We start from the raw sequence: 13,698 nt of genomic DNA, 5'->3' as shown, positions 1-13,698 counted from the left end.
AGCCTACAGGCCTCATCGCATCATTTCGTCGCATGAGCATTTAAATAGTCCTGAACCTCTTGGCTCAAGACGACCTGTTTGGCAACGTCGGCTACTTGACTTGGAGTGACAGTAAACAGTGCATCCTCGGGCAGCACCTTGACATCTGGCAGTGTGTCGCTGTTGGCAATGATCCACACGTAACCGTGATCGCTCCCCTTCGAGGGCAGTCCAACCGCGTCGTACTCCGAACCCAGCGCATGTTTGCGAACCAAGGGCGCGCCGGCATGCACCCGGCTTCTTTCTTGCGATTCAACTCCTTCGAGCACGGAGTATTCGCGCTTGGTCGCCATCTCGCCCGACCGCGTGGGATGCGGTTGATCGCCCTGACGATCCGAACACCCGACTACCATCGCCGCCACCGACAGCAGAACATGCACCAGTTTTTTCATTTGCGGTCAAACGCCTTCAGGGCGGCCGGAACAGGATTGCTTTTTTTAATAGACAGTTCGCTCTTGCCGTAGGGGCCAGCGATGACGCAGGTGCTGTATGGGAACGGATTGCCCGGCGGCTGGATGCAGCTGCGTATACCTCCCGCGTTCAGCGCTTGATTTGTCCGAGTGGCGCAGGTGTCATTGGCTGCTTGCCCGGGGGACCTGAGCGGATCAGGCAGCGGAACACCTTCCCATGATTTGAGCGACTCGATCATCTTGGCTTCCTGCTCAGGCGTCGTGGGAATGATGATCACAGTGGTATCGCGGTAGCCCGCTTGCTTGCCGAGATAGTCGGTCAAACTGGACTCTCGCGACGTTCCCGTGCCATAGCTATAGACCCCTTGTCCCGTGAAGCCGATGGCAACGTGACCTGCCGGATTGCCCGATGTTGGGCCGCCGATCATGACGGCTGTGTCCAGTCCTTTGGGATCCGTGAAGTTGAGTGGATTGGCACCCACATAGATGCCTCTGAGCCACCCGCGAGCCCAATGGGATCGGACTGCATATACCGCCCGGTGACCGGATCGTAGAACCTGTTGTGGTTGTAGAGCAGCCCTGACTCTTGATCCTCTACTTGCCCCGGATACCGCAGGTCGAAGTTCGCCAGCGTCGTAGTGCCTGTTATGGCCGGGTTCACCTTCGGGCTCACGAATCGTGTTTTTCCTGTCGTGGACGCCACCTCTCCAAACGCACCCGTCACCCACTGCCACGCCACCTTGCCATCCGTCTGCGTCAGCCTTCTGGGCGTGTTCAGGTGGTCGCTGTGGATGGCGTATTGGGTTCCTTTCACCAGTGCGGCCAGTGGCATCGGCCCGCTGGCCGTAGGCAGGTAGATGATCTCCGTCGCCCCGGTGGCAGCTTGGCTGTTGTACAGGCCCAGGGCCATACTTTCCATGCCTTGCTCTGCCTCGCTGTACAGGGTGATGGTGTTCTGACTGGCATCGAGTTTACGCACGCGCTGGCCCAGCAGGTTGTGCTGGTCGCTGGTGGTGAAGCCCACGCCGGTGCCGAGGTCCTGGATCTCGCTCAGGAAGCCGCGGCTGGCGTTGGGTGCGCAGTTTTTAAGACGAAATTGGGCTCTTGCACTTGTTCTGCGGGCGCAAGCAGCTGTTGATTTCATAGTGAAACTGCGAGAGTGCATGCGTCAGAGATTTTAGGTGGTCTGAATGAGAGCGGTATTGCACTTTCGAGTTGAGACCACCCCAACAGGCAGAAGACAAGACTTGACCCCAGCGGCCGGTAGTGTGGATGGCAGCCTCGAATTAATTTGAGCCTTTAATCACGAGCCCCTTTTTCCGTTCCGCCTGCTGTCACTATCGCCATTCCTAAATCGACTCATCCCAAAGCGAGAGACCGTGAACGTCAAACTCCACCGCATCACCTTCGCTCGGCCTTAAATTACCGAGATCAGCTAGAGACAGCGTAAATGCGGCATCACCAGCAACAACATAGGTAGTTCGATTCCCCATCGGCTCAGAGTGATGGGAAATCATTTTTACCTCGCCACGCACGTGATAACTAAACGCTTCAGCAAGCGGCACTATCTGATGCTGTCGATCTGCCCCAGTGCGCAGGCAGCTTATGCTCTCGTGGGCAATTTCAACGTCGATCTCATTGTCAAGATAGGCTTGAACATTTTCATCGGCAGGAACAAATCTCGCCCACCCATGAAACATGGTGCATCTAAAATGCGCCGGATAACCAATCATGTTCGTACATCCGAGTGGCTTAAGGTCGAGCGGATCAATTTCATCTATAAATATTTTCACAGTTCCTCACATTGGTTTTATGAAACGATTTAGTAGGTGGGCCAGTGGGCGGCACTCGAATTAGAAGGGACTGGGTTACCAAAAATATCTGTCGAACTACCTTGGCCACTGCGCCCCGTTCCAGTCCCGGGCAGATGGCCATGACCATGGGGAGTCGTATTTGGCCCATGACCCTGCGGATTATTACGCATGTAATTCGACCCATTGGGATAATAGGTATGCGTGTCAGGACTATTGAGCCGATGCGGTGGATATGGCCCAGTACTTCCCCCAACAGGCTCTAGCATCACATTGCCGTTTGAATCCGTGATGAACCTACCTATGGGGACGCCGGCCCTTGTACACGCCTGTGCGTTCTGGTAGCCACGAAGTATCCCTATCAATGAAGCAACATCTCCATTGTTGTATGCACTGCCACGCCCCGTACTTGGCTGAACCGTTGGGTACGAGTAGCTGGGGTTGTATTGCCTAATTTGGCTCAACAAAGTTTGCACGCGTGAAGCCGCGAGACCACCCGAATAGGTGACGGATGGCGGCGGTGCCTGCCGCACTTGCAGCCCCTCAGGATCAACAAAACTCAGCGGATTCCCCCCCACATACCCAAACCGGTTCCACCCGCCCTCCAGCCCGATGGGATCACTCTGCATGTAGCGCCCGGTGGTCGGTGAGTAAGAGCGGAAGTAGTTGTAGCTCAGCCCGCTCTCCGCATCGGCATACTGCCCCGGATACCGCAGGTTGAAGGTCACCGGCGTTGCGGTGGTCGTTCCGGTCGTCGGCACGGTCTCCGGCCCCGCGAACCTCTTTGCCGCAGTTGTGGGTGCGGTCTCCCCAAACGCCGAGTAAGCCCACTGCCACATCACTTGCCCGCTGCCGCTGGTGATACGCCGCGGCGTATTCAGGTGGTCGCTGTGCACCGCATACATCACACCGTTGATCACCGCCGCCACCGGCATCGGTCCGCTGGCCGTAGGCAGGTACACGTACTGCGTGTTGCCCCCGCTGCTGGCCCCGCCCATGCCCGTCTCGGCCAGAAGCGTGCCGTCCTCGTCGTAGACGAAGGCGTAGCCCAGCTTCTCCGCATCCACCGTTGATGGCGTCCAGCCCTTGGCGAAGAACGCCTCCAGCGCGCTGCCCGTCGTGCCCTGCGCCGGATACACCGGCTCGGTCTTGAAGACTCGCTGACCCAGCGCGTTGTGCGCATACCGCGTGGTCGGGCTGCTGTCGGTGCGGCCCACGGTGGCGTTGGAGAAGCGCCCCTCGGCGTCGTAGCTGAAGCCGTTGAGTCCGTCGCTTGTCAGGTCGCGGTTCGCGTTGAAGGCATAGTTGACGCTGGTGGTCGTGCTTCCTACCGTTTGACTGAAGCCCATGGCCTGGTTGGAGTCAGACGACGACAGCGCGTAGCTTCTGTTCGTGCTTTGCGTTCCAATCCCTCTCGTGCTGGTCTTGCGGTTGCCATTGGCGTCGTAAGTGAAGCCGGCCGTGTTCGCTGGATTCGTCGCAGTGGCCGGGGTAATGACGTTGAAGCCAGTCACGCGTCCCGTGGGGTCATTGGTCACGCTCCAACTGATGTTGGCATTGGTCACCGTGCTGTTGGTGGCGACCGTGTCCGCAGGCCCGAAAAGATTCTGCGTAAGACTCGTGATCCGCCCGGCGGCGTCGTAGGCATAGCTGCTGAACTCGGTGGCGGTCATGCGCCCTGCCGTGTCGTAGGCGCGCAGGGCGTACAAGGTCGTGGCGGCATCGCTGTCGGCAAAAGCCCACCCCCACTTGAACGGCTGACCCAGCGGGTTCCAGAAGATGTTGGTGACCAGGGGTTGACCCCCCCAGTTCATCTGGATGATGCGCCCGACCGCGTCGTACGCATACGTGAGCACGGCGCCACCCGGATAAGTGACGCTGCCGGGCAGCCCGTTGGCCAGGTAGCTGTAGCTGACCTGCTGCACCGCGCCGTTGGCCAGGGTCTGCTTCTTGAGGGTGACGCGCCCGAAGGCGTCCCGGGTGTAGAGCGTGGTGGCGCTGCGGTCGGCGATGCTGGCGAGGTAGCCTTTGTTCACGCCAGTGGTGCCATAGGTGAGTGTGGTGGATTTGCCGTCCGCGAAAGTGATCACGGTCGGGCGTCCCAGCAGGTCGCGCGTCACGGTGGTGGACTGGCCGAGCGCATCGACGATGGTCTTGGGCAGGCCCAGGGCGTCGTAGGCGACTACGCGCTGGCCTGTGTCGGCGCTGTTCTCGACCGTGGCGTTGCCCTGGGCATCGCGGCCGTAGTGGGTGGTAACGCCCTTGAAATCTCTTGCTGCGGTGACGTCGTCCAGCGCGTTGTAGGCCAGGGTGGCGCTGGCATTGGCCGGGTCGGTGATGGTGGTGACGCGGCGCAGGCCATCCAGGCCGAGCTGGGTGCTCTGGTTCAGGCCATTGGCAGTCGTGATGCGTTCGCCATTGGCGTCATAAGCGAAGCTCACGCTCTGATTCACGCCCTCCGTGGCGGTGCTGACGCGGTTGATGGCGTTGACGCTTTTCACCGTGGTCCAGGCGATGTTGCCGCCGCTGGTCTTAATCTGTTCGACCGTCCGGTTGCCCATGGCATCCAGGGTGAAGGTACCGGATTCGCCTTGCTTGTTGCGCCAGCCCGTCAGGCGATGGGCGGCGTCGTAGGTGTAGCTGAACGCCTGGCCGGTGGGCAGCGTCAATGTGGCGAGGGTGCCGGTGGGGTTGTAAGTGAGCTGGGTGGTCAGTTGCCCGCCGACGGTCTGGGTCAACAGGCGGTCGCGGGCGTCCCATGCGTAGGTGGTGACCAAGCCGTTGGGCGCGGTCTGGCTGAGCACGCGGTTCGCGCTGTCGTAGGTGTAGGAGGTGACGTGGCTCAGCGGGCGCACAACGGTGAGCACGTTGCCTGACGTGTCATAGGTGTAGCTGGTGACGCCGCCGTTGGGGGCGGTCTCCGTCGCCAAGAGGCCTTGCGGGTTGTAGGTCCAACTTCGGGTCTTGGTGGTGCTGGGGCTGACCAGGGTGTCGGTGACGGCTTCGCTGAGCTTGTTGCCCTGGGCGTCGTAGGTGAAGGCGGTGCTTCGGCCGGCTTCGGTGATGAGCACGGGCAAGGCGAAGGTGGGGTGCCATTGCGTGGTGGTGGTCTGGGCTTCGGGGGTGCCGGCTGCGCGCACCACGGTGAGCGGCAGGCGGCGTGCGGTGTCCCAGGTGGTGGTGGTTTGAACGCCCTTGAAATCGGTCTCACTGGTGATGAGGCCGTTCGCATCCTGCACGCGGCTGGCGGCGTCGGCTTCGCCTTCGCCCGAGGGCAAGGAGCCGGATGTCACTGCGAGCTTGCCGGCGGTGGTGGCATAGCTGTAGGTGCGGCTGGTGCCCAGTGCGTCGGTCAGGGTCGATGTGTTTGCCGCCGGATAGCCGACATTGACGCGATCGGCGCCGCCGGCGAGTTCACTCATGGTGGCCCGGCCTTGGCTGTCGTAGCCGAAGCTACCCCAGCGCGCACCGTTTTCGTCGGTGATGCCGGTGAGGGCCTTGGGGAAGGCAGCGTTTTCGTAGAAGAAGCTGCGGGTCTTGCTGTCGGGGTAGGTGACTGTGGACAGACGGCCTGCCGCGTCGTAGCTGTAGCCTAAGACTTTGCCGCCCGGGGCGCTGACGCTGGTGAGCTGGCCGGCGCTGTTGTAGGCCAGGGTCAGCGTGCGGCCGAAGGGATTGGTGACGGTGGTCAGCTGGCCCGCGCCGTTATAGGTATAGCTGCTGACCCAACCATTGCGTTCGGTGCGCGACAGCAGTTTGCCGGCGGCATCGAAGGCGAAGCTGCTGTTGTCGTCGGCACGCTTGTAGGTCCAGTTGGCACCGTTGGGATTGAAGGTATCTGTACCGCCGGTATCGGGTGTCCAGGGTCCCGCGACCTCGGCTTGGGTGAAGCGACGAAGGCTGCCGTCGGGGCTCACGATGCTGGCCGTAGCTGGGGTCGTTGTGGTTTTGGCGATGAGGGCCAGCCGCAGGGCGTGGATGTGGGTCCAATGGGTGCCCAGTGCAGCGCCGGGCTCGGTGCCGGCCGCCCAGATGCTGCGGTAGATGCGCGCAAAGCTCAGCGCGGCGGGGCCGCTGTCGCTCCAGTCGATTTCGTCGCGGGTTTTGATGCCGCTGGCGGGAATGATGGGGTTGCGCGTGCATTGGCCTGCGACCGGAAAACCACCTGAATTAGCATCGCCAGCCGGTTCCGCGGTTGCGGGATCGGTGCCAGGGCCACCGCATTGGCCGGGCGAGGTTTCGGTGGTGTTGGGCGGACACTGGGTTGTTGTTTTAACTCCACCGGTAACGGTGAGTAACGTAGCACCAGTGGTTGAGTTGACGTAGCTGAAAACACACGCTGGTGGGTTGCTTTGTACGCCGTCCGACCTTACGCGGAGGGCTGTTCCGATTGAACTGTAGTAATTGGTCATTGCAGCCGCCCAATCACTGCAAACCGTGGCGAGGTTCGTGCTTTGTACGACGCCTCCTCCGGGGACATCCAGGGAATAGATCACTTGTCCCGGCATGTCCGCACGCGCAGCCGAGAGGCAAAAGATCAGGAGAGCCAAAGTGGCCAGCACTTGGCCTAACCAGCAGGTCACTCTTCTGCGGCAATCGCCGATACCCAAGTCACGACGCACGGTGGCGCCAACAATCTCTGTTGTCATGGTTTTATTCCCCCTGAAATTTCTTGTCGCCGGTCGCTTGGCGCGCGGCTTCTTCTCATCGCTTCAAGCAGGCCTCAGGTCCGTTCACCCGGGCTGCAAGCGCAAGCTTTGACGTCGGAGCCTAGCCAGTTAATGGCGGCAGCTCAAATTAGGTTTCCTGGCAGTTGACATTGATCGCCGCTCGTCGCTTTTCGAGCGGAGTGCCGGCTACTCTGTTATCCGAGCGCGCCATGACCTCCCAGGTCATCGACGCCTGAATCGCCCGGCGCGACCATTCCTTCACCCCGCGATGTTGCGGGTCGAGAACTTCGAAAGGAATCGTCATCATGAACACCGCCGCACACGACGCCACTGCCATCGCCCAACGCTACATCGCCGTCTGGAACGAGACCGATGCCGCACGCCGGGCCGAGCTGATCGAAGCCCATTGGGCCGCCGACGCGCGCTATGTCGACCCGATGGCGCAGGCCAGCGGCCGCGAGCAGATCAGCGCGCTGGTCGGCGCGGTGCACCAGCGCTATCCGGGCTTTCGTTTCAACCTGTTCGGCAAGGCCGAGGCGCATGGCGACAACCTGCGCTTTTCGTGGACCCTGGGGCCAAGCGGTGCCGAAGACCTGATCCAGGGCACCGACTTCGCCCAGCTCGACTCTGGCAAGCTGCGCTCGGTGACCGGCTTTCTCGACAAGGTGCCGGTCGGCGCCTGAACGCCGGGGCTCTTAGTCGACAGATCCGGCGGGCCGCCCGCGCCACAGCTTGCGGTAGACCGTGGCGCGGCTGATGCCGAGGGTGCGTGCGGCTTCGGCCACGTTGCCGCGGGCGTCGGTCACGGCCTTGCGGATCAGGGCGGTTTCAACGTCGCGCAGCCGGGGCTGGGCTTCGGGCGCCGCGCCCCGCGAGCCCTTGCCGCCGCGCCGGGGCTGAACCTGCACGCGCAGGCTCGACCAGAGCGGCACTTCGAGCACGGCGTCGCCGCGCCGGGCGGCGTCGAACAGCATGTTCAGCGGCAGCGCGAACAGGTCGTTGCAATGCAGGGCATGCCGGCTGCGCGCCAGCGGCTGGTGCAGCATCTGCCGCGCTGCAGCATTGGCGCCCGTGACGTTGCCGTTGGCATCCACGCACAGCAGGCCTTCGGTGGCTTCACTGCTCGGGCAACCCGGCCACGAGAGGTGCAGCCGCAGTTCGCAGGGTTCGTTCAGCACCAGCATGTTCTCGATGCTGCGCGCCGAAAGCATGGCCAGGTGACGCAGTTCCGGCCGCTCCACCACCTGCACGCCCGTCAGGTCGAGCATGCCGATGCAGTTGCCCTGCGGACCGAAGAGCGGCGCCCCGGCGCAGCTGTAAACGCTGGTGTCCTCGAAGAAATGTTCGCCGCGGTGCAGCCACACCGACTCCTGTTCGGCCAGCGCGGTGCTGATGGCGCTGGTGCCGACCGCGCGCTCCGACAGATCGACCCCCACGCGCGCGATGTTGCGGGCATGGCGGCTGGCGGTGTCGGTGCCATCGGGAAGCGGGCCCACGTCGACCACCACGCCGTCGGCATCGGTCAAGACCGCGAAATAGCGCGTGTCGGCAATGGCGCGGGACACCCGCTCGATCACCGGCCGGGCCGCTGCCACCAGCGCCCGGTTGCGTTCGGCCACTTCGCGAATGGCCGACTGGGCCACGGGGTTGAAGCTCACGCGCTGCTGCGGTTGCCGCCCTGCTTCGATGCAGCGCTGCCACGAGCGGACGATCCACGGTTCGATGCGCGTGGCGGCCCGCGATCGGGCGGCCTCGCCGTGAATCAGCTCCCGCCGGGCTTGCGCAATGGCGAGGGCGCGCTCGGGAAGGGGCGAAACGGTGGAGGCGGACATCGGGTCGGGGTTCGCTCGGATGGAAGGCGTTTTTTTATGAAGCTTGCCGGACCGCAAGTTGTTCCATTTTGAGAATTTCGTGCGCGCTGCGCAAGCTGCGAGGGTTTTGCCTAGGATAGTGCACGGGGCCGGCATCCAAGATGCCATTCGCTGAACCAGCCATCACCTTCAACGGAGACAGCCAAATGCAGGTAGCTTTTACGGTCAACGGCCGACCGGCCACGGTCGACGCTCCCCCCAACACTTTTCTGGTGCACGCGATCCGCGAGCATCTTCATCTCACCGGCACCCATGTGGGCTGCGACACCGCCCAATGCGGCGCATGCACCGTGCACCTGAACGGGCGCGCGGTGAAGTCGTGCAACATCCTGGTCGGGCAAGTGGCCGGCGCAGAGATCACCACCATCGAGGGCGTGGCCCAACCCGACGGCACCATGCACCCGATGCAGGCTGCCTTCAAGGAGTGCCACGGCCTGCAATGCGGCTTTTGCACCCCCGGCATGGTCATGAGCGCCATCGACCTGTGCACCCACCATCCCAAGTCGAGCGAATCCGAGATCCGCGAGCTGCTCGACGGCAACCTGTGCCGCTGCACGGGCTACCAGAACATCGTCAAGGCCGTGAAGATGGGCGGCGAGGCCATGGCTTCGGGCACCCCGGTCAAAACCACGGCCACGGCCTGAACGGAGCGGCATCATGGGTGCTTCCGACTTCTCGAACCTGCCCCACATCGGCGAGGCGCTGCGGCGCAAGGAAGACTATCGCTTCCTGACCGGCGCGGGCAACTACACCGACGACATCACGCTGGCCAACCAGAGCCATGCGGTCTTCGTGCGCTCGCCGCACGCCCACGCCGTCGTCAATTCTGTCGACACGGCCGAGGCGCTCAAGATGCCCGGCGTGGTCGGCATCTTCAGCGGCAAGGACATCGAAGGAAAAATGGGTGGCCTCCCTTGCGGCTGGCTCATCAACAACCCCGACGGCACCCCCATGAAGGAGCCGATGCACCCGATCCTTGCGATCAACAAGGTGCGCTACGTGGGCGACCATGTGGCCATGGTGGTGGCCGAAACGGTCGAGCAGGCCAAGAACGCGGCCGAGGCGGTGGTGGTCGACTACGACGTGCTGCCCGCGCTGGTGAGCGTGGCCGACGCGGCAAAGACGGCGAGCGGCGTTACCTTGCATGACGAGGCCCCCGACAACCGATGCTACAAGTGGGCGCTGGGCGACAAGGACGCGGTGGATGCGGTGTTTGCCAATGCCGCGCACGTGACCAAGCTCGACCTGGTCAACAACCGGCTGGTGCCCAACCCGATCGAGCCGCGCGTGGCCATCGGCAGCTATAGCCGCGGCACCGACGACTACACGCTGTATGTGTCCAACCAGAACCCGCACGTCGAGCGCCTGCTGATGACGGCCTTTGTGCTCGGCCTGCCCGAGCACAAGGTGCGCGTGATCGCACCCGACGTGGGCGGCGGCTTCGGTTCCAAGATCTTCTTGTACGCCGAAGACGTGTGCCTGACCTGGGCCGCCAAGCAGCTCAACCGCAACATCAAGTGGACGGCCGAGCGCTCGGAGTGCTTCTTGTCCGATGCACATGGACGCGACCATGTGAGCCACGCCGAAATGGCGATGGACAAGGACGGCAAGTTCCTGGCGATGCGCGTGCACACCGACGCCAACCTGGGCGCCTACCTGTCAACCTTCTCGACCGCGGTGCCGACCATCCTCTACGCCACGCTGCTCGCGGGCCAGTACACCACGCCGCAGATCTACGTCGAGGTCGATGCGTGGTTCACCAACACGGCGCCAGTCGATGCCTACCGCGGCGCGGGGCGGCCCGAAGCCACCTACCTGCTGGAGCGGCTGGTGTCGCGCTGCGCCTGGGAAATGAACCTGGGCCAGGACGAGATCCGCAAGCGCAACTTCATCACCACCTTTCCGTACCAGACGCCGGTGGCGCTGCAGTACGACACGGGCGACTTCCATGCCTGCATGGACAAGGCAAAGGTGCTGGCCGAGGTCGAAGGCTATGCGCAGCGCAAGTCGGCGAGCGAAGCCCAGGGCAAGCTGCGCGGCATCGGCTACTCGAGCTACATCGAGGCCTGCGGCATCGCGCCCTCGAACATCGCCGGGGCGCTCGGCGCGCGGGCCGGCTTGTTCGAATGCGGTGAAATCCGCGTGCACCCGACCGGCAGCGTGACGGTGTTCACCGGCTCGCACAGCCATGGGCAGGGCCACGAGACCACCTTTGCACAGGTGGTTGCGGCGCGGCTGGGCATTCCGGTCGACAACGTCGATGTGGTGCACGGCGACACCGGTCGCGTGCCCTTCGGCATGGGCACGTATGGCTCGCGCTCCATTTCGGTGGGCGGTGCGGCCATCATGAAGGCGCTCGACAAGATCGAGACCAAGGCCAAGAAGATTGCCGCGCACCTGATGGAGGCGAGCGATGCCGACATCGAGTTTGCCAACGGCGAGTTCACGGTCAAGGGCACCGACAAGAAGATTCCGTTCGGCCAGGTGGCGCTCACGGCCTATGTGCCGCACAACTACCCGCTCGACAAGCTCGAGCCCGGGCTGAACGAAACCGCCTTCTACGATCCGACGAACTTCACCTTTCCGGGCGGCACCTACATCTGCGAGGTCGAGGTGGACAAGCAGACCGGCGAGGTTCGCGTCGACCGCTTCACCGCCGTGGACGACTTCGGCACCATCATCAATCCGATGATCGTCGAGGGCCAGGTGCACGGCGGGCTGGTGCAGGGCATTGGCCAGGCGCTGCTCGAAAACTGCGTGTACGACAACGAGACCGGCCAGCTGCTCACCGGCAGCTTCATGGACTACGCCATGCCCCGGGCCGCCGACTTTCCGCAGTTCAAGCTCGACACCGTGTGCACGCCCTGCACGCACAACCCGCTGGGCACCAAAGGCTGCGGCGAGGCGGGCGCGATCGGCTCGCCGCCCGCCGTGATCAATGCCGTGCTCGACGCGCTGGCGCCGCTCGGCATCAAGGACCTCGACATGCCTGCCTCGGCCAGCCGCGTGTGGGAGGCGATGCAAAAAGGCAGCGGAAGCGCGGCGGCGGATGCACAGCCGCAGGAGCCCGCACTCTCCGCAAGCACCCAAGGCCGCCCGGCTCCCTGAACATATAAGAAGGAATCACACCATGTACGCCTTCACACTCGAACGGCCCTCTACCGTGGCCGATGCGGCCAAGCTGGTGACCGCCGGCGCCAAGCCGCTGGCCGGCGGGCAAACGCTGCTTGCTTCCATGAAGCTCAGGCTTTCCGCGCCCGAGCGGCTGGTGGACCTTGGCGGCGTCAAGGAACTCACCGGCATCAAGAAAGACGGCAGCGCGATCACCATCGGTGCCATGTCGCGCCACCTCGACGTGGCCAACAACCCCGACGTGAAAGCCGCCTTCCCGGCGCTTGCGGACCTGGCCTCGCGCATCGGCGACCGGCAGGTGCGCGCGATGGGCACCATTGGCGGGTCGGTGGCCAACAACGATCCGGCCGCGTGCTATCCCAGCGCGGTACTGGGCTCCGGCGCCACGGTCATCACCACGAAGCGCGAGATCGCGGCGGACGATTTCTTCCTGGGCCTGTTCACCACGGCACTCGAAGAAGACGAGCTGATCACCGCGATCCGCTTTCCGGTTCCCAAGCGTGCCGTGTACGAAAAGCTGCGCCAGAAGGCATCGAACTTTCCATTGGTCGGCGTGTTCCTCGCGCAGTACGACAGCGGGGTGCGGGTTGCCATTACCGGCGCGGGCAACGGCGTGTTCCGGCATGCGGGGCTCGAAGACGCGCTCAATAAGAGCTTCACGGCGGCGGCCGCCGCAGCCGTGAAGATCGATGCGAGCGAGCTCAACGGCGACCTGCATGCTTCTGCGGCCTACCGCGCCAACCTGATCAGCGTGCTCACGCAGCGCGCGGTGACCAAGGCGCTGGGCTGAAGCAGCCAGGCGAGAAACGGAAGGCGCGACGACATCTCGCGTCTTCCGCTACGCTTTGCCATGATCTTCCCGACCATCGATTCTCTTTCGGACGGCTTGATGAAGGCCGGCTACTTTGCCGACCGACGCCTGGCGACGGCCGTGTTCCTTGCGCTCAAGCTGCAGCGCCCGCTGCTGCTCGAGGGTGAGCCCGGCGTCGGCAAGACCGAGCTGGCCAAGGCGCTGTCGACCGCACTCGGCCGCGAGTTGCTGCGCCTTCAGTGCTACGACGGGCTGGAACAGCGCGAGGCACTTTATGAATGGAACTACGCCGCACAACTGCTGCACATGCGCGCGGCCGAAGCCACCGGCGCGGCGTGCGATGTGGAAGCCGAGGTGTACCAGCCGCATTACCTGATTCGCCGCCCGCTGCTGCAGGCGCTGCAAACTCCGGCGCCCGGCGCCGTGCTGCTGATCGACGAGGTCGACCGGGCCGACGAGCCCTTCGAGGCCTTCCTGCTCGAATACCTTGGCGAATACCAGGTCAGCATTCCCGAGCTTGGCACGGTGCGCGCCGTGGTGCCGCCGGTCACCATTCTTACCAGCAACCGCACGCGCGAGCTCAACGATGCGGTCAAGCGGCGCTGCCTGTATCACTGGCTCGACTACCCCGAGCGCGAACGCGAGCTGGCGATTGTGCGAGCACAGGTGCCGCAGGCCGGTGAGCAGCTTTCGGCCCAGGTGGCCGCTTTCGTCGCCCGGCTGCGCGATGCGCCTTTCGTCAACGCGTTCCAGCGCGCGCCCGGCATTGCCGAAAGCGTCGAATGGGCGAGGGCGCTGATTGCGCTCGATACGGTCGAGCTCGACCCTGAAGTGGTCGTCGACACCGCGGGCATCCTGTTCAAGCAGCGCGACGATGTGGCCGCACTCACGCACGAGCTGGCGTCCGACCTGCTGAAGCCCGAGGAGCCGGTCGCGCCCTGAGCGTGGCTTGCC

12 protein-coding genes are annotated in these 13,698 nt (G+C 63.6%); 5 read left to right on the top strand and 7 right to left on the bottom strand.

The window, feature by feature from the left end; all coding sequences use genetic code 11:
* Nucleotides 1-20: 20 nt before the first annotated feature.
* The 6 genes from V9L20_RS02940 to V9L20_RS02915 form a co-directional block, all read right to left on the bottom strand.
* Nucleotides 21-431, bottom strand: coding sequence for a hypothetical protein (locus V9L20_RS02940; protein WP_337295430.1), 411 nt, complete (start codon nucleotides 429-431; stop codon nucleotides 21-23).
* Nucleotides 428-877 (bottom strand): hypothetical protein, encoded by a 450-nt coding sequence (locus V9L20_RS02935; protein ID WP_337295429.1) that lies wholly within the window; start codon nucleotides 875-877, stop codon nucleotides 428-430. The genes V9L20_RS02940 and V9L20_RS02935 overlap by 4 nt, the downstream gene beginning before the upstream one ends.
* Nucleotides 874-1,593, bottom strand: coding sequence for an RHS repeat-associated core domain-containing protein (locus tag V9L20_RS02930; protein ID WP_337295428.1), 720 nt, complete (start codon nucleotides 1,591-1,593; stop codon nucleotides 874-876). Before V9L20_RS02930 ends, V9L20_RS02935 begins: the two co-directional genes overlap by 4 nt.
* Before the next feature lie 205 nt (nucleotides 1,594-1,798).
* The gene (locus V9L20_RS02925; RefSeq protein WP_337295427.1) at nucleotides 1,799-2,182 is read right to left on the bottom strand and encodes a hypothetical protein; all 384 of its coding nucleotides are present in this window, start codon (nucleotides 2,180-2,182) and stop codon (nucleotides 1,799-1,801) included.
* An 89-nt stretch (nucleotides 2,183-2,271) separates the two neighbouring features.
* Nucleotides 2,272-6,909, bottom strand: a complete 4,638-nt coding sequence (locus V9L20_RS02920) for an RHS repeat-associated core domain-containing protein (protein ID WP_337295426.1) — start codon at nucleotides 6,907-6,909, stop codon at nucleotides 2,272-2,274.
* Nucleotides 6,910-7,057: 148 nt separating this feature from the next.
* A complete protein-coding gene (locus V9L20_RS02915; protein WP_337295425.1) occupies nucleotides 7,058-7,237 on the bottom strand; it encodes a hypothetical protein in 180 nt (59 codons plus the stop codon).
* On the opposite strand from V9L20_RS02915, the gene V9L20_RS02910 reads away from it, so the two are divergent.
* Nucleotides 7,236-7,613, top strand: a complete 378-nt coding sequence (locus V9L20_RS02910; RefSeq protein WP_337295424.1) for a nuclear transport factor 2 family protein — start codon at nucleotides 7,236-7,238, stop codon at nucleotides 7,611-7,613. The genes V9L20_RS02915 and V9L20_RS02910 overlap by 2 nt on opposite strands.
* A 12-nt stretch (nucleotides 7,614-7,625) precedes the next feature.
* Here V9L20_RS02910 and V9L20_RS02905 read toward each other — a convergent pair whose 3' ends face one another.
* Nucleotides 7,626-8,762, bottom strand: a complete 1,137-nt coding sequence (locus tag V9L20_RS02905; RefSeq protein ID WP_337295423.1) for a helix-turn-helix domain-containing protein — start codon at nucleotides 8,760-8,762, stop codon at nucleotides 7,626-7,628.
* Nucleotides 8,763-8,947: 185 nt separating this feature from the next.
* Here V9L20_RS02905 and V9L20_RS02900 point away from each other — a divergent pair, with 185 nt between their 5' ends.
* The 4 genes from V9L20_RS02900 to V9L20_RS02885 are packed head-to-tail and all read left to right on the top strand — an operon-like array spanning nucleotide 8,948 to nucleotide 13,686.
* Complete coding sequence (locus tag V9L20_RS02900; RefSeq protein ID WP_337295422.1) at nucleotides 8,948-9,445, top strand: (2Fe-2S)-binding protein; 498 nt, start codon at nucleotides 8,948-8,950, stop codon at nucleotides 9,443-9,445.
* Nucleotides 9,446-9,458: 13 nt separating this feature from the next.
* A complete protein-coding gene (locus V9L20_RS02895; protein ID WP_337295421.1) occupies nucleotides 9,459-11,909 on the top strand; it encodes a xanthine dehydrogenase family protein molybdopterin-binding subunit in 2,451 nt (816 codons plus the stop codon).
* 22 nt (nucleotides 11,910-11,931) lie between these two features.
* Nucleotides 11,932-12,723 (top strand): FAD binding domain-containing protein, encoded by a 792-nt coding sequence (locus V9L20_RS02890; RefSeq protein WP_337295420.1) that lies wholly within the window; start codon nucleotides 11,932-11,934, stop codon nucleotides 12,721-12,723.
* Nucleotides 12,724-12,783: 60 nt separating this feature from the next.
* On the top strand, nucleotides 12,784-13,686 hold the full coding sequence (locus V9L20_RS02885) for an AAA family ATPase (protein WP_337295419.1): 903 nt from the start codon (nucleotides 12,784-12,786) through the stop codon (nucleotides 13,684-13,686).
* Nucleotides 13,687-13,698: the final 12 nt, after the last annotated feature.

Origin of the sequence: Variovorax sp. CCNWLW225, assembly GCF_037204045.1 — a bacterium.
Classification (GTDB): domain Bacteria; phylum Pseudomonadota; class Gammaproteobacteria; order Burkholderiales; family Burkholderiaceae_C; genus Variovorax.
Note: the sequence above shows the minus strand (reverse complement) of the source record. Positions and strands in the feature narration are given on the sequence as shown.